This window comes from Streptomyces angustmyceticus (assembly GCF_019933235.1).
Classification (GTDB): Bacteria; Actinomycetota; Actinomycetes; order Streptomycetales; family Streptomycetaceae; genus Streptomyces; species Streptomyces angustmyceticus.
Genome location: NZ_CP082945.1, coordinates 6,543,971 through 6,559,632 on the forward strand (window position 1 = coordinate 6,543,971; position 15,662 = coordinate 6,559,632).

The 15,662-nt window shown below is 74.0% G+C and carries 14 protein-coding genes; 12 read left to right on the top strand and 2 right to left on the bottom strand.

What is annotated here, in order from left to right; genetic code table 11:
* Positions 1-2: 2 nt before the first annotated feature.
* On the bottom strand, positions 3-1,223 hold the full coding sequence (locus tag K7396_RS29175; protein ID WP_086718532.1) for an amino acid deaminase/aldolase: 1,221 nt from the start codon (positions 1,221-1,223) through the stop codon (positions 3-5).
* A 203-nt stretch (positions 1,224-1,426) separates the two neighbouring features.
* On the opposite strand from K7396_RS29175, the gene K7396_RS29185 reads away from it, so the two are divergent.
* From K7396_RS29185 to K7396_RS29200, 4 genes are all read left to right on the top strand, one after another.
* Positions 1,427-2,692, top strand: coding sequence for a hypothetical protein (locus K7396_RS29185; protein ID WP_263295964.1), 1,266 nt, complete (start codon positions 1,427-1,429; stop codon positions 2,690-2,692).
* Positions 2,689-3,858 (top strand): type VII secretion-associated serine protease mycosin, encoded by a 1,170-nt coding sequence (mycP, locus tag K7396_RS29190; protein ID WP_086719719.1) that lies wholly within the window; start codon positions 2,689-2,691, stop codon positions 3,856-3,858. Before K7396_RS29185 ends, mycP begins: the two co-directional genes overlap by 4 nt.
* A gap of 77 nt (positions 3,859-3,935) precedes the next feature.
* Positions 3,936-4,667 carry an SseB family protein gene (locus tag K7396_RS29195; protein WP_086719720.1) on the top strand — a complete coding sequence of 244 codons (732 nt, stop codon included), beginning with the start codon at positions 3,936-3,938 and terminating at the stop codon, positions 4,665-4,667.
* A gap of 115 nt (positions 4,668-4,782) precedes the next feature.
* The gene (locus tag K7396_RS29200; RefSeq protein ID WP_086719721.1) at positions 4,783-5,544 is read left to right on the top strand and encodes an MIP family channel protein; all 762 of its coding nucleotides are present in this window, start codon (positions 4,783-4,785) and stop codon (positions 5,542-5,544) included.
* A 79-nt stretch (positions 5,545-5,623) separates the two neighbouring features.
* On the opposite strand, the gene K7396_RS29205 is transcribed toward K7396_RS29200, so the two are convergent.
* On the bottom strand, positions 5,624-6,004 hold the full coding sequence (locus K7396_RS29205) for a DUF1844 domain-containing protein (RefSeq protein WP_086719722.1): 381 nt from the start codon (positions 6,002-6,004) through the stop codon (positions 5,624-5,626).
* A 333-nt stretch (positions 6,005-6,337) separates the two neighbouring features.
* Here K7396_RS29205 and infC point away from each other — a divergent pair, with 333 nt between their 5' ends.
* From infC to K7396_RS29245, 8 genes are all read left to right on the top strand, one after another.
* The gene (infC, locus tag K7396_RS29210; protein WP_086719723.1) at positions 6,338-7,048 is read left to right on the top strand and encodes a translation initiation factor IF-3; all 711 of its coding nucleotides are present in this window, start codon (positions 6,338-6,340) and stop codon (positions 7,046-7,048) included.
* Positions 7,049-7,172: 124 nt separating this feature from the next.
* The gene (gene rpmI, locus K7396_RS29215) at positions 7,173-7,367 is read left to right on the top strand and encodes a 50S ribosomal protein L35 (RefSeq protein WP_016576627.1); all 195 of its coding nucleotides are present in this window, start codon (positions 7,173-7,175) and stop codon (positions 7,365-7,367) included.
* 104 nt (positions 7,368-7,471) lie between these two features.
* On the top strand, positions 7,472-7,855 hold the full coding sequence (gene rplT, locus K7396_RS29220) for a 50S ribosomal protein L20 (RefSeq protein ID WP_006607577.1): 384 nt from the start codon (positions 7,472-7,474) through the stop codon (positions 7,853-7,855).
* A 139-nt stretch (positions 7,856-7,994) separates the two neighbouring features.
* On the top strand, positions 7,995-8,849 hold the full coding sequence (locus tag K7396_RS29225) for a TrmH family RNA methyltransferase (RefSeq protein ID WP_086719724.1): 855 nt from the start codon (positions 7,995-7,997) through the stop codon (positions 8,847-8,849).
* Positions 8,850-8,932: 83 nt separating this feature from the next.
* A complete protein-coding gene (locus K7396_RS29230) occupies positions 8,933-10,090 on the top strand; it encodes a sensor histidine kinase (RefSeq protein WP_086719725.1) in 1,158 nt (385 codons plus the stop codon).
* 190 nt (positions 10,091-10,280) lie between these two features.
* The gene (pheS, locus tag K7396_RS29235) at positions 10,281-11,405 is read left to right on the top strand and encodes a phenylalanine--tRNA ligase subunit alpha (protein WP_086719726.1); all 1,125 of its coding nucleotides are present in this window, start codon (positions 10,281-10,283) and stop codon (positions 11,403-11,405) included.
* On the top strand, positions 11,405-13,930 hold the full coding sequence (gene pheT, locus K7396_RS29240) for a phenylalanine--tRNA ligase subunit beta (protein ID WP_152105114.1): 2,526 nt from the start codon (positions 11,405-11,407) through the stop codon (positions 13,928-13,930). The genes pheS and pheT overlap by 1 nt, the downstream gene beginning before the upstream one ends.
* A gap of 343 nt (positions 13,931-14,273) precedes the next feature.
* Positions 14,274-15,494, top strand: a complete 1,221-nt coding sequence (locus K7396_RS29245) for a PP2C family protein-serine/threonine phosphatase (protein WP_086719728.1) — start codon at positions 14,274-14,276, stop codon at positions 15,492-15,494.
* Positions 15,495-15,662 lie beyond the last annotated feature (168 nt).

Consider the following 15,662-nt stretch of genomic DNA (forward strand, 5'->3'; position numbering starts at 1 on the left):
GCCTAGAGGAAGGCGTGGCCCTCGCCGCGGTACGTCGGCACCGTATCGACCACCCGGTCCCCGTCGACCAGATGCAGCCGCGTGAACCGCTCGCAGAGTTCACCGGCCTTCGCGTGCCGGAACCACACCCTGTCGCCGACCCGCAGCCGGTCGGCCGCCGGACCCAGCAGCGGCGTCTGCACCTCGCCCGGACCCTCCTGCGGGTCGTAGCGCAGCCCGGCCGGCAGGCACGGCACCGGCAGCCGGTCCGCACCCGCCACCCCCGACGCCGGATAGCCGCCGCCCAGCACCGTGACCACACCGGGCCCCGGGCGGCGCACCACGGGCAGGGCGAACAGCGCCGCCGGATGCCCGCTGAACGAACGGAAGTTGTCGAACAGCCGCGGCACGTACAGCCCCGACCCGGCCGCGACCTCGGTGACCGCCGCCTCCGCCGCGGTGTGCTGCACACTCCCCGTCCCGCCGCCGTTGACGAACTCCAGCCGCGGCGCCACCGCCCGCACCGCGCGCACGGCCTCCCAGCGGCGCCGTGCCAGCTCCCTGCGGGCCGCCGCCTGCATCGTCCGGACCGCCCGCGAGAACACCGGCCGGCCGGCGACCTCGTCGCCCACCCCGGCCACATGCCCCTCGTACGCCATCAGCCCCACCAGCCGGAATCCGGGGCGGCGCACCACCAGCCGGGCCAGCGCGGCCAGTTGCGCGGGCGCCCGCAGCGGCGAGCGGCGGGTGCCGATCCGTACCTGCCCGCCCAGCAGCCGGTAGGAGGTGTCGAGTTCCAGGCACACCCGCACCTCCTCGCCGGGCCCGCCGGCCGGCCGGGCCGCGTCGATCAGGTCCAGCTGGGCCGGGTCGTCGACCATCACGGTCACCGCGGCCGCCAGTTCCGGGTCGCCGGTCAGCTCGGCGAAGCCCGCCCGGTCCGCCGACGGGTAGGCCAGCAGGACGTCCGTGAAGCCCGAGCGCGCCAGCCACAGCGACTCGGCGAGCGTGAAACTCATGATCCCCTCGAAGCCGTCCCGGGCCAGCACCCGTTCCAGCAGCGCCCGGCAGCGCACCGACTTGCTCGCCACCCGGACCGGCTTCCCCTTCGCGCGGCGCACCAGATCGGCGGCGTTGGCGTCGAAGGCCCGCAGGTCGACGACGGCCAGCGGGGCGTCGAGCGCGGCGGTGGCCTGGTCGTAACGGGCTTTGTCGGCATACGTATCGACTGTGTGCGGGGACATGGCCGCAGCCTGCCAGACCCTCCTACCGCTGGGTAGAGGGGAGTTTGCGACAGAGCGGACATGGGTTGGAGCACCGGCCGCGCCAGCCCTTACAGTGGCCCGACACCGCAACCAGCAGGTCAGCGGAGTGTTGTCCGGATACGAACCACCGTGCCCCGATTGCGGATCGAGGCCGGAGGTCAGCGGCGCGAGGGGGAGCGCGGGTGAGCACCGACGCTGAATTCGCCGAAACGCGGCACATCCCGCCCATACCCCCGCAGCCACCCCGGCGGCCCGCCCAGGCCCCGGCGCCGGCCGAGGACCCCCACACGGCCGCGCTGCGCCGGGTACCGCCCGAGCCGCCGATGCCGCCGTCCGTGCCCGCCGCCCCGTCCGCCCCCGGCGCACGCCCCGTCCCGCCCCGTCCCACCGCCCCGCCCCGGGCGCAGCCCTCCGCCGCCGGCACGCCGCTGCCGCCCCGCCCGGACCGCGCCCCGGGCTCCCCGGCCCCCGCCGCACCGCCCGCCCCCGAGGCCGCGCCGCCCACCGCCTTCCGCGACACCGCCGCCTTCCACCTGGCCCACAGCCAGGACCTGTGGAGCGGCGCCGGAACCCGCGGGACCGCCTCCGCCGCGCCGCCCGGCGGTGTGCCGTGGCCCCGCACCCCGCTCCCGCCCCGGCCGGGCGAGCCCGCCCCCGGCACACCGGCCGCCTCCCGGCGCCGCCCCGGCGCCCGGGTGCTCCTGGCCGCGGCCTGCCTGGTCCTGGGCATCGGCCTCATCGGCGGCGCGGCGGCCGGGAGTTGGCTCACCGAGGACGCCTCCGGCGCCGCCCCCTCGCCCGAGGCCGTCTTCGCCCGGGGCCGCGACGCCTGGCACGACACCCCCGTCGACACGCTCTTCCCGCGCGTCGTCGACGGCCTGGGCGTCGGCCCCGGCGGCGCTGACCGCACCTGGACCCGGATCGCCGTCGCCCCCGACAGCGGCTGCACCGGCGCCTACGACCCGAAACTCGCCGCCGCCCTCGCCCCGGCGGGCTGCGTCCGGCTGCTGCGCGCCACCTACGTCGACGCCACCCACAGCTCCGTCATCACCGTCGGCGCACAGATCACCAAGGCCGACGCGGCCGGGATGATGGCCCTCAACGCCCGCTTCAGCACCGGGAACCTGGGCCGGCGCACGGACCTGATGCCGCTGCCGTACGCGAAGAAGGACACCCCGGCGGCGGACTTCGGGCGCGCCCAGCGGGCCAGTTGGACCGTCCGGGTGCTCACCGACCTCCCCGCCGTCGTCTACGCCGTCTCCGGCTTCGCCGACGGCCGTACCTTCACCGGTCCGCAGCCCGCCGAGGCCGCGGTGCGGCCCGGCACCACCACCGCCCCGGCCGAATCCGGCCTGGGCCACGACGCCAAGGACCTGGCGGACCGCATCGAGGCGGACCTCCGCAAGGCGGCCGGCGGTACGGCCCGGAAGAGCGAGGACGCGTCATGACGAAGACCGCGCTGCGCGGCGCCGCCCTCGCGCTGGCCTCCTCGGTGCTCGCCGTGCTGCCGGCCGTCCCCGCACGGGCCGACACCCTGCGGGCCCAGGAGTGGGCCCTGCAGGCCGTCCACGCCCAGAAGGCCTGGCGCACCACCAAGGGCGAGGGCATCACCGTCGCCGTCCTGGACACCGGCGTGGACGCCAACCACCCCGACCTCGCAGGCCAGGTGCTGCCCGAACAGGACCTGGTCGGCTTCGGCGCCGGTCCCGGGGACTCCGCCTGGGCCCAGCACGGCACCGGCATGGCCAGCATCATCGCGGGGCACGGCCACGGCCCGGACCGCGAGAACGGTGTGCTCGGGCTCGCCCCGGCCGCCAAGATCCTGCCGGTCCGGGTGATCCTCGAAGACGCCGACTCCCAGCGCGAACGGGCCCGCACCGAGAAGGCGGGCGCGCTCGCCGACGGGATCCGCTGGGCCGCCGACCACGGCGCCGACGTGATCAACATGTCGCTGGGCGACGACAGCGAGTCCGCGCACCCCGAACCCCGCGAGGACGCCGCCATCCAGTACGCCCTCGGCAAGGGCATCCCCGTCGTCGCCTCCGCGGGCAACGGCGGCCAGAAGGGCAACCACGTCTCCTACCCCGCCGCCTACCCGGGCGTCATCGCGGCCACCGCCGTCACCCACCTGGGCGGCCGGGCCCGCTTCTCCACCCGGCACTGGTACGCCACGGTCAGCGCGCCGGGCTTCGACATCGTCATGGCCGACACCGACGACGGCTACCTCTCCGGCTGGGGCACCAGCCCCGCCGCCGCGTTCGTCTCCGGCGCCGTCGCCCTGATCCGCTCCGCGCACCCCGACCTGAGCCCGGACCAGATCCGCAGGCTGCTGACCTCCACCGCCCAGGACCGGCCCGAGGGCGGCCGCGACGACGACTACGGCGCCGGCCTGATCGACCCGGCCGCCGCCCTGGAGGCCGCGGCGGATCTGAAGCCCGCCCCGCAAAAGCCGGTCCCCGCCCGCTACACCGGCCGCTACTTCGGTCCCGGCCCCACCGCCGACGCCGCCGACGACACCCCCGTCGACTGGCTGCCCTGGACCGCCGGCGCCGCGGGCCTGGCCCTGCTCACGGCCGCCGTCGTCCTCTGGCGCGGCCGCCCCGGGCAGCACTGACCGGCCCGCACCCACCGGGCGGGCCTCCCACCGGCCCGCACGGCAGGCGCCCCGCCCCCGGCCGATACGCTCACGTCGTGCAGAAGAACATCCCGGACCCCGGTTTCTCCGACGACGACGGCTCCGCCGACCCCGCGCTCGCGGCGGCCCTGGCGGCGTACGCCACCGACCGGGCCGCCGAGCCCCGGCTCCTGGCGGCGCTGGCCGGCGCGCGCGTCCTGGTGCCCGTGGTGGCCGTCCTCGGCGAGGTCGAGACCGGGCCCGACGGACTGCGCCGCGAGAAGACCAGCGACATGGCCGTCCCCACCCTCCAGGCCCCCGACGGGCGCCGCGCGCTGCCGGCCTTCACCTCCATGGAGACCCTCCGGCGCTGGCGCCCCGACGCCCGCCCGGTCGCGGTCCCGCTCCCGCAGGCGCTGCTCGCCGCCTCCCACGAAAAGGCCGACACGGTCGTCGTCGACCTCGCGGGCCCGGTCACCTACCAGCTCACCGGATCGGCCCTGCGGGCCCTGGCCGAGGGCCGCACCAGCGCCGACCCGCTCGACGACCCGGCCGTCACGGATGCCCTGCGCGCCCTGCTCGACGCCGAACCCGGCGTGCTCGTCGCCCGTCTCGCCCCGTCCGCCGAGACCGACGGCACCCTCGCCGTCGGCCTCGCCGACGACGCGCAGGCCGCCGAGGTCGCCCAGCGGCTGGCCCGCGCACTGGCCGCCGACGAAGTGCTGCGCGAGCGCCTCGTAAGGGGCCTGGACCTGGCTCTTCTGCCGCCCGGCGGCACGGCGGCACAGGAGCCGCTCTACCGGCGCTGACCCCGGAGCCGGGGCGCGGGCGCGGCGGCCGGGCCGTCGGCCGCCGACGGGCGGGTTCCTCTCCAGGGCCGCACAATGCGAGGAGAGCTCAAGATCCACGCGAGGAGAGCCCCCCATGGAGAAAACGGAGATCTCGACGGTACTGACCCGCCCGGTCGTATCCGAGTTCCTCGGCACGCTGCTCCTGGTGTTCTTCGCCGTCGGCTCGGCAGTGCTGGCAGGCGAGTACATCGGCACCTTCGGCATCGCCCTGGCCTTCGGCTTCACCCTGGTGGCGCTTGCCTACGCCCTCGGCCCGATCTCGGGCTGCCACCTCAACCCCGCGGTGACCCTGGGCATGCTGCTGGCCCGCAGACTCACCCTGCGCACCGCGGCCGAGTACTGGATCGCCCAGGTGGTCGGCGCCATCGCCGGCTCGGCGCTGCTGTTCCTGGTGGCCCGGCAGGTCCCGGGGCTGCAGACCCACGCGTCCTTCGGCACGAACGGCTGGGGCGACCGCTCCGCGGTGCACATCAACCTCGGCGGCGCCTTCGTCCTCGAAATACTGATGACGTTCCTGCTGGTCTACGTGTGGCTGTCGGTCACCCACAAGATCGCCGTGATCGGCTTCAACGGCATGGCCATCGGCCTGGCCCTGGCCACCGTCCACCTCATCGGCATCCCCCTGGACGGCACCTCGGTGAACCCGGCCCGCTCCATCGGCCCCGCGCTGTTCGCGGGCGGCGCGGCCATCACCCAGCTGTGGCTGTTCATCGTCGCGCCGCTGATCGGCGGCGCCCTCGCCGCGATGGTGCACCAGGTCACCCATCCGCCGCACGAGCCGGTCCTCGTCGCCGACGACGCGGTGCCGCACGAACCCGCGGCGCAGTCCGACTGACCCCGCGCCCGCCGCCCCGTACGCGACGAGCCCCGGCCCTTCCCGGGCCGGGGCTCGTCGTCGGATCTCGGTGGCGGCTCTAGCCGTAGACCGGGCCGGTGAACTTCTCCCCGGGGCCCTGGCCCGGCTCGTCCGGCACGACCGAGGCCTCGCGGAACGCCAGCTGCAGCGACTTCAGCCCGTCCCGCAGCGGCGCCGCGTGGTACGAGCCGATCTCGGTGGCGCTGGCGGTGACCAGCCCGGCCAGCGCCTGGATGAGCTTGCGCGCCTCGTCCAGGTCCTTGTGCGCCGCGCCCTCCTCGGCGAGCCCGAGGTTGACCGCCGCCGAACTCATCAGATGCACCGCGACCGTGGTGATCACCTCGACCGCCGGCACCTCGGCGATGTCACGGGTCATGGAGTCGAAGTCGGGGTTCGCCGCGTCGGGCGCGTCGGGCTGCTGAGGTGTCTGGTCGCTCATGTCTTCGGGCTTCTTCCTGCTGAGGGCTTCGGCTCCAGCCTATGGGCACCGGGCCCGCGCCCCGCGTCCGGGAGTGTCCTCCCGGCGCCGAGGGCCCGGCCCCGGCCGCACAGGAGTGGGGGCCACCTCTTGACTCGTGTATTCTGGTGTTCCGACCGGCCGGACACGCATGTGACCGGCCCACAAGTGGAGGCTCCGATCTCCCACCCGGCCGACCTCACGGTTGGCGGGTCAACGGTCCGGCTGCGCCCCGCGAGACTCGCGACGGTGCTCCAGATCTATGTGGAGCCCCGCCTGTGTCCCGTCCGGGGCATTTTTCATGTACCGGCGCGGTTGGTCACACCGAAAAGACGTTACGCGGCAGTCCGCCAGGCCGTCGCGTGGTGCTACCGAGGAGGATCCATCAGCGCCGAGCCCCGCATCAACGACCGGATTCGCGTTCCCGAAGTGCGACTTGTCGGTCCCAGCGGCGAGCAGGTCGGGATTGTTCCGCTTGCCAAGGCCCTTGAGCTTGCTCAGGAGTACGACCTCGACCTGGTCGAGGTGGCGGCGAACGCTCGCCCGCCCGTCTGCAAGCTCATGGACTACGGGAAGTTCAAGTACGAGTCGGCCATGAAGGCCCGTGAGGCGCGCAAGAACCAGGCGCACACGGTCATCAAGGAGATGAAGCTCCGGCCGAAGATCGACCCGCACGACTACGACACCAAAAAGGGTCACGTCGTCCGGTTCCTCAAGCAGGGTGACAAGGTCAAGATCACGATCATGTTCCGTGGTCGCGAGCAGTCCCGCCCCGAGCTGGGCTTCCGGCTGCTGCAGCGGCTCGCGTCCGACGTGGAGGACCTCGGCTTCATCGAGTCGAATCCGAAGCAGGACGGCCGAAACATGATCATGGTGCTCGGTCCGCACAAGAAGAAGACCGAGGCGATGGCCGAGGCCCGCGAGGCGCAGGCCGCCCGCAAGGCGGAGCGCCAGAGTGGAGTCGCCGCGGACGCGTCCGTGGACGAGCCCGCCGAGGAGCCCACCGAGGAGCACGCCCAGGCGTGATCCCCGAGGCGTGAGCCCCGGTTCACGCCGGGGCGCCCCGCCCCGGACATCAATCGATATGCATGACGCTCCCGCTTGCCGGTTTCAGCCTGCGGGAGCGCCACTGACGAGGAGAGAACGGCGCATGCCGAAGAACAAGACGCACAGCGGTGCCAGCAAGCGCTTCAAGGTCACCGGCTCCGGCAAGGTGCTGCGTGAGCGCGCCGGCAAGCGCCACCTGCTCGAGCACAAGTCGTCCCGCGTGACGCGTCGCCTCACCGGCAACGCCGAGATGGCCCCGGGCGACGCCGCGAAGATCAAGAAGCTTCTCGGCAAGTGAGCCGCCGCGCCCCACACACTGGAGGGGGCGCGCGACTCGGACCGGGACTCAATCGAACCGGGCCGTGTGACGACAACCACGGCCCCGCTACAAGGAGTTAACAAGTGGCACGCGTCAAGCGGGCAGTCAACGCCCACAAGAAGCGCCGGGCGATCCTCGAGCAGGCCAGCGGCTACCGTGGCCAGCGCTCCCGCCTGTACCGCAAGGCGAAGGAGCAGGTCACCCACTCCCTCGTCTACAACTACAACGACCGCAAGAAGCGCAAGGGCGACTTCCGTCAGCTGTGGATCCAGCGCATCAACGCCGCTGCCCGCGCCAACGGCATGACGTACAACCGCTTCATCCAGGGTCTGAAGGCCGCCAACATCGAGGTGGACCGCAAGATCCTGGCCGACCTCGCGGTGACGGACGCCAACGCGTTCGCCGCGCTCGTCGAGGTCGCCCAGAAGGCGCTTCCGAGCGACGTCAACGCCCCGAAGGCCGCCTGAACTTCGGCCTGACGACGTTGTGACGCGGACCCGCAGGCCCCGGCCTGCGGGTCCGCCGCATTTCCGGACCGGCCGGGTCCCCCGTCCCCCGTGACGGACCGGCCCCCACGCACCGAACCACAGAAGCGAGCCGCCGCCCATGGGCACCCCCGAGCTGATCTCCCCGCGATCCCCGCGCGTCACCGCCGCCAGGAAGCTGGCCCGCCGCGCCGTCCGCGGCAAGGAGCGCCGGTTCATCGCCGAGGGCCCGCAGGCCGTACGGGAGGCCATCGCGCACCGCACGGGCGGCGCGCCCACGCTCATCGAGCTGTTCGCCACCGTCGAGGCCGCCGAGCGGCACGCCGAGATCGTCGAGGCGGCCCGCGCGGCCGGGGTCCGGGTCCACTTCGCCGACGACCGGACCGTCGCCGACATCTCCCAGACCGTCACCCCGCAGGGCCTGCTGGGCGTCTGCGAATTCCTGGACTCGCCGTTCGAGGAGATCCTCGCCGCCCGCCCGCAGCTGATCGCGGTGCTCGCCAACGTCCGCGACCCCGGCAACGCCGGCACCGTGCTGCGCTGCGCGGACGCCGCGGGTGCGGACGCCGTCGTGCTGACCGACGCCTCCGTCGACCTGTACAACCCCAAGTCCGTGCGGGCCTCGGTGGGTTCGCTCTTCCACCTGCCGGTCGCCGTGGGCGTACCCGTCGAGCGGGTGGTGAGCGGGCTCCAGTCGGCCGGCGTCCGGATTCTCGCCGCCGACGGTGCGGGCGACCGGGACCTCGACGCCGAGCTGGACACCGGCTCGATGGGCGGGCCCACCGCCTGGGTCTTCGGCAACGAGGCGTGGGGTCTGCCGGAGGAGACCCGGGCGCTGGCGGACGCGGTGGTCCGCGTCCCCATCCACGGCCGGGCCGAGAGCCTCAACCTCGCGACGGCCGCCGCGGTCTGCCTCTACGCCTCCGCCCGTGCCCAGCGCAGCCCCGGCGGCTGCCGCGCGGTGTCACCCGCCTGAGGGGCGTCCTGCCGAACCCCCCGGTACTTCCGATCCGAGCTAGTAGGCTTGCGTGCCCGGGGGACCGGAAGGGGGTTACGGGGATGAGTGTGAGGACTTCCGGCACCGCGGTCACCGCCGGCAGCCGCCCGTCCGGCGCGCCGGAACGCGGCCGGCCGGCCGCCGCCGCGGGCCCGGACGCCCTGGGCGCCGGTCTCGGGCTCGATCCCGACGACCTGCCCGATGGCCTGGTCGTCGCCGACGAGACCGGCCGGGTGATCTGCTTCAACGCCGCGGCGGCCCGGATCACCGACATCGTCCCCGGCGACGCGCTCGGCCGCCCCCTGGAGCACGCGCTGCCGCTGCAGGACATCGAGGGCCGCCGCTGGTGGCGGCTCACCGACCCCTACGGCGGGCTCGCCATCCGTCGCGGCCAGCCCGAGCGCAACCTGCTGCTCGGCGGCCGCGAGGTGCTGGTCTCGGCCCGCTACGTCCGCAACCGCCCGACCGGCCCCGTCCAGCGGCTGGTGATCGCGCTGCGCGGCACCGAGGCGCGGCGCCGTACGGAGCTCAGCCACGCCGAGCTGATCGCCACCGTCGCCCATGAACTGCGCTCGCCGCTCACCTCCGTCAAGGGCTTCACCGCCACCCTCCTGCAGAAGTGGGAGCGCTTCACCGACGACCAGAAGCGGCTGATGCTGGAGACGGTGGACGCCGACGCCAACCGCGTCACCCGGCTGATCGCCGAGCTGCTGGACATCTCCCGGATCGACTCCGGGCGGCTGGAGGTACGCCGCCAGCGGGTCGACATGAGCGCCGCGGTCCGCCGGCACGTCCAGGCGCAGACCACCGCGGGCCAGCGGCCCGACCGCTTCCTGATCCGGATGCTGGAACCGCTGCCCGATCTGTGGGCGGATCCGGACAAGGTGGACCAGGTGCTGGGCAACCTGCTGGAAAACGCGGTGCGCCACGGCGAGGGAACCGTCACCATCGAGGTCGGACCGGTATCGGACACGACCAGCGCGGAGGGGACGAGCGTCACCGTGAGCGACGAGGGCCCCGGCATCCCGGAGGAGTCGATGAGCCGCGTGTTCACCCGCTTCTGGCGGGGCAGCAAGCGCGGCGGAACGGGCCTGGGCCTCTACATCGTCAAGGGCATCGTCGAGGCCCACGGCGGGACGATCACGGTCGGCCGGGCGCCCGCCGGCGGCGCACAGTTCCGATTTAGCCTGCCCGTCGCGGCGCCGGCCTTCATGGCCTGAGCACTCCGCGGCGGGCGCCCCGCGGGGGCGCGGACCGGCCGCGCCGCCCGCCCCCCTTAGACTTGACCTTTGGCACCTTTGGCGCACAGGCATCGCGGGCGCAGCGCGGGCTCGGCAGCCGACCTTTGTGATCGAGGAGCCGAGGCGACGCGAGCCAAGCCAAGCCAGTCCACCGGAAGCACGGGAAGAGATGTCCGCACCCAATAAGTCGTACGACCCTGTCGAGGTCGAAGCCCTGAAACCGGAAGAGATCGCCGCACGGCTGGACGAGGCGCTGGCCGCCATCGCCGCCGCGGACTCTCTGGAGGCGCTGCGTGAGGTGAAGGTCGCGCACACCGGCGACCGCTCGCCGCTCGCGCTCGCCAACCGCGAGATCGGCGCCCTGCCCCCGCACGCCAAGGCGGACGCCGGCAAGCGCGTCGGCCAGGCCCGCGGCCGGGTGGGCCAGGCGCTCAAGACCCGCCAGGAGGAGCTGGAGGCGGAGCGCGACGCCCGTGTGCTGGTCGAGGAGGCGGTGGACGTCACGCTGCCCTACGACCGCACCCCGGCCGGCGCCCGGCACCCGCTGACCACCTTCATGGAGCGGGTCGCCGACGTCTTCGTCGCCATGGGCTACGAGGTCGCCGAGGGCCCCGAGGTCGAGGCCGAGTGGTTCAACTTCGACGCCCTGAACTTCGTGCCCGACCACCCGGCGCGCCAGATGCAGGACACCTTCTTCGTGCAGGGGGCAGGCACCGAGGGCGATGAGTCCGGCGTCGTGCTGCGCACCCACACCTCGCCGGTCCAGGCCCGTACGCTCGTCGACCGCGAACCGCCGGTGTACGTCGTCTGCCCGGGGCGGGTCTACCGCACCGACGAGCTGGACGCCACGCACTCCCCGGTCTTCCACCAGATCGAGCTGCTCGCCGTCGACGAGGGCCTGACCATGGCCGACCTCAAGGGCACCCTCGACCACATGGTCCGGGCGCTGTTCGGCCCGGACATGAAGACCCGGCTGCGGCCGAACTACTTCCCGTTCACCGAGCCGTCCGCCGAGATGGACATGGTCTGCTACGTCTGCCGTGGCGCGTCCGTGGGCAACCCCGACCGTCCCTGCCGCACCTGCTCCAGCGAGGGCTGGATCGAACTGGGCGGCTGCGGAATGGTCAACCCCAAGGTGCTGATCGCCTGTGGCGTCGACCCGGAGAAGTACAGCGGGTTCGCCTTCGGGTTCGGCATCGACCGGATGCTGATGTTCCGGCACAACGTGGAAGACATGCGTGACATGTTCGAAGGCGACGTCCGGTTCACCCGGCCGTTCGGGATGGAGATCTGATGCGGGTCCCGCTTTCTTGGCTGCGGGAGTACGTCGACCTGCCGGCGACGGAGACCGGCCGTGACGTACAGGCCAAGCTCATTGCCGTCGGCCTGGAGGTCGAGACCGTCGAGCGCCTCGGCGAGGGCCTCAAGGGCCCCCTCGTCGTCGGCCAGGTGCTGACCATCGAGGAGCTGGAGGGCTTCAAGAAGCCGATCCGCTTCTGCACGGTCGACGTCGGCGACGCCAACGGCACCGGTGAGCCCCAGGAGATCGTCTGCGGCGCCCGCAACTTCTCCGTCGGCGACAAGGTCGTCGTGGTGCTGCCCGGCGCCGTCCTGCCCGGCGACTTCAAGATCGCCGCCCGGAAGACGTACGGCAAGAAGTCGCACGGCATGATCTGCTCCGGCGACGAGCTGGGCATGGGCGACGACGGCACGCACGGCATCATCGTGCTGCCGCCGGAGTACGAGGTCGGCACCGACGCCATCGAGCTGCTGGAGCTCGTCGACGAGGTGCTGGACATCGCCGTCACCCCGGACCGCGGCTACTGCCTGTCGATGCGCGGCGTCGCCCGCGAGACCGCCACCGCCTACGGCCTGCCGCTGCGCGACCCGGCGCTGCTGGACGTGCCGCCGCCGAACTCCGCCGGCTACCCCGTCCAGGTCGCCGACCCGCTGGGCTGCGACCGCTTCACCGCGCGTACGGTCACCGGTCTGAACCCCGACGCACGCTCCCCGCTGTGGATGCAGCGCCGGCTGCAGAAGGCCGGGATGCGCCCGGTCTCGCTGGCCGTCGACATCACCAACTACGTGATGCTGGAGCTCGGCCAGCCGCTGCACGCCTACGACCGCACCAGCGTGGACGGCCCGATCGGCGTCCGCCGGGCGACCGCGGGCGAGCAGCTGACCACCCTGGACGGCACCAAGCGGGTGCTGGACGCCGCCGACCTGGTCATCACCGACAACCGCGGGCCCATCGGCCTCGCGGGCGTCATGGGCGGCGCCAACACCGAGATCGCGGGCGGGGTCACCGACCCGGAGACCGGCGAGCAGCGCGGCACCACCGACGTCGTGATCGAGGCCGCGCACTTCGACGCGCTCTCCATCGCCCGTACGGCCCGCAGGCACAAGCTGTCCTCGGAGGCCGCCAAGCGCTTCGAGCGCGGGGTGGACCCGGAGGCCGCGTCCGCCGCCGCGCAGCGCACCGTCGACCTGCTGGTGCTGCTCGCGGGCGGCACCGCCGAGGACGGCGTCACCGGCGTCGTCACGCCCAGCGGGCCGCGCACGATCACCATCTCCGCCGACCACCCCGACAAGGTCGCCGGTGTCGCCTACGGCCGGGAGACCGTCGTCCGCCGCCTCCAGCAGGTCGGCTGCGACGTCTACGGCCAGGACGAGCTGGTCGTGACCGTGCCGTCCTGGCGTCCCGACCTCAGCGAACCGAACGACCTGGCCGAAGAGGTCATCCGGCTGGAGGGCTACGAGAACCTGCCCTCCACCCTCCCGAAGCCGCCGGCCGGCCGCGGGCTGACCGAGCGTCAGCGGCTGCACCGCCGGGTCGGCCGGGCGCTGGCCGGCGCCGGCTACGTCGAGGCGCTGAACTACCCGTTCACCGGCTCGCACGTCCTCGACCAGCTGGGCATCGAGCAGGACGACCCGCGCCGCGACGCGGTCACCCTCGTCAACCCGCTCTCCGACGAGGAGCCCGACCTCCGCACGACCCTGATCCCGGGGCTGCTGAACGCGCTGCGCCGCAACTACGGCCGGGGCACGCACGACCTGGCGCTCTTCGAGACCGGGCCGGTCTTCCGGGCGACCGGTGACGAGCAGCCGGCCCGCCGGCTGGTCGTCGACCGCCGGCCGACCGACGACGAGATCGCCTCGCTGGACGCCTCCCTCCCGCAGCAGCCGCGGCGCGCCGCCGTGGTGCTGGCCGGCGGGCGTGAGCAGGACGGCTGGTGGGACGGTGCCCGCCCGGCGATCTGGGCGGACGCCATCGAGGCGGGCCGCACCGTCGCGCGGGAGGCGGGGGTCGAGCTGATCGTCCGTCAGGACCAGCACGCGCCGTTCCACCCGGGCCGCTGTGCGGCGCTGCTGGCCGTCGTCGACGGCGAGGAGATCCTCGTCGGCAATGCCGGTGAGCTGCACCCGCGGGTCATCAAGACGCTGGCCCTGCCGGAGCGCACCTGCGCGATGGAGATCGACCTGGACCGCCTGGAGCGGGCCGCCGCCGGACCGCTGCGCGCCCCGAAGATCTCGGCCTTCCCGGTCGCGACCCAGGACGTCGCCCTCGTGGTCGACGACACCGTCCCGGCCGCCGAGGTCGAGGGCGCGCTGCGGGACGGCGCGGGCGACCTGCTGGAGTCGCTGCGGCTGTTCGACGTCTTCACCGGCGAGCAGGTCGGCGCGGGCAAGAAGTCGCTGGCGTACGCGCTGCGCTTCCGCGCCGCCGACCGGACGCTGACCGCCGAGGAGGCCTCGGCGGCCCGTGACGCGGCGGTCGGCACGGCCGTGGAGCGGACGGGAGCGGTGCTGCGCGGCTGAGCCGGGGCACAGCCCGCGGCGACGTGTGGTGAAGGGTGCGGGCGCGGACGGTGACACCGTCCGCGCCCGCACCTTTTCGCTGTGCGGGAGGCGGTCCGGTGCCCGGCGGACCGGGTGTGCCGCGAGCGCCTGGGGCGGGCGCGGGCGTGCCCGTGGGGCGCAAGGGAGACGATCCGATCCGTACACCATCACTCAATCGGGTGATGGTGTATGGATCGTCGCCGTACGGACACGGAACGTCGCGAGAATCAACCCGTCGTGGCGGCCCCGGCGAGCGCGCCGGCGGGCCGGTGCCGGCCCGCTCACGCCTGCCAGGGGGACCACCGGCTAGGGGGCCATCGGCATGATCCGTATCTGGGCGAGGAGCCGGGGACGCGCCGGAGCGGATGCCGCCCGGCGCGCCTTCGTCCTCGTCCTGCCCGGCCTCTGGGTGCTCGCGGTGGTGATCTGGGAACTGTGCCGGCCGACCAGTGGCCGGCTGCTGCAACTGCTCGCCGCCGCGCCGGCCATCGCCTGCGCGGGCACCGGCCGTCGTCAGTGCGTGCTGCTCGGCGGGGTGTGCGCGCTGCTCGCGCTGGTGCCGTTCGGCGCGGTGGAGCCCGGCGCCGGGGTGGGGACGCGCCTGATGACCTGCGGGGCGATCCTCGCGGTGATCGGTGCCAGCTATCTGACGGCCCGGCGACGGCTGCGGCTGTTACGGGAGCTGGAGTGCACCCGGGAGGTCGCCGTCGCCGCGCAGCGGGTGGTGCTGCGGCCGCTGCCCCGCCGGATCGACGGTGTGCTGCTGGCGGCCGACCACCTCTCCGCGAGCGAGGGGGCGCTGGTCGGCGGCGACCTGTACGAGGTCGTGGGGACCCGGCACGGCGTGCGGGCGGTGATCGGGGACGTGCGCGGGCACGGCCTGGAGGCCATAGGCACGGTCGCCGCGATGCTCGGCAGCTTCCGCGAGGTGGTGCACGACGAGCCCGAACTCGGCGAGGTGCTGCGCCGGCTGGAGCGGTCGCACCGGCGGCATCTGCGCGAACGGGCGCGCGGCGAGGGGGTGGTGGGCGGCGACGGGGACGCGGCGGGCCGGCTCGCGGAGGAGTTCGTCACCCTGCTGCTCCTGGAGGTGGCGCGGGACGGGTCCGTCACGGCGCTGAACTGCGGGCATCCCTGGCCGTACCGGGTCGCCCGCCGGGCGGTCGCCCCGGTCGCGCCGGCCGAGCCGATGCCGCCGCTGGGGCTGTTCCCCCTGCCCGAGAAGCTGTCCGCGGTGCGGTGCGGGCGACTGCGGCCCGGCGAGGGGCTGTTCCTGCACACCGACGGGGCGGCCGACGCGCGGGACGCGGCGGGGGAGTTCTTCCCGCTGGCCGAGGAGCTGCGCAGCAGTGTGGCGGCGGCCGCGGCGCCGTGCGGTCCGTCGCCCGCCGGGGTGGTCGGGGAGGTGCGGGAGGCGCTGCTGCGGCATGCGGGCGGGCGGCTCACCGACGATGTGGCGATGGTGATGCTGAGCAACGACCGGGTGCGGGTGCCGGCGCCGTCGGCCGGCACCCCGCCTCCGGGAGGGGCCCTGCCGCGGTGACCTTCCCGCCGGGGCGGCCGGGCCGGGGCCGAGGCGGTCCGCCCGTCCAAGGCGCGTGACGGTGACCGGAGTTGAGCCGCCGGAACCCTTCACACCCCGTGTGAGGGGCGCTTCACTACGCTCGACGGACAATGTGGTGAAGTCGACAAGGCCATGAGCTGATGGCCC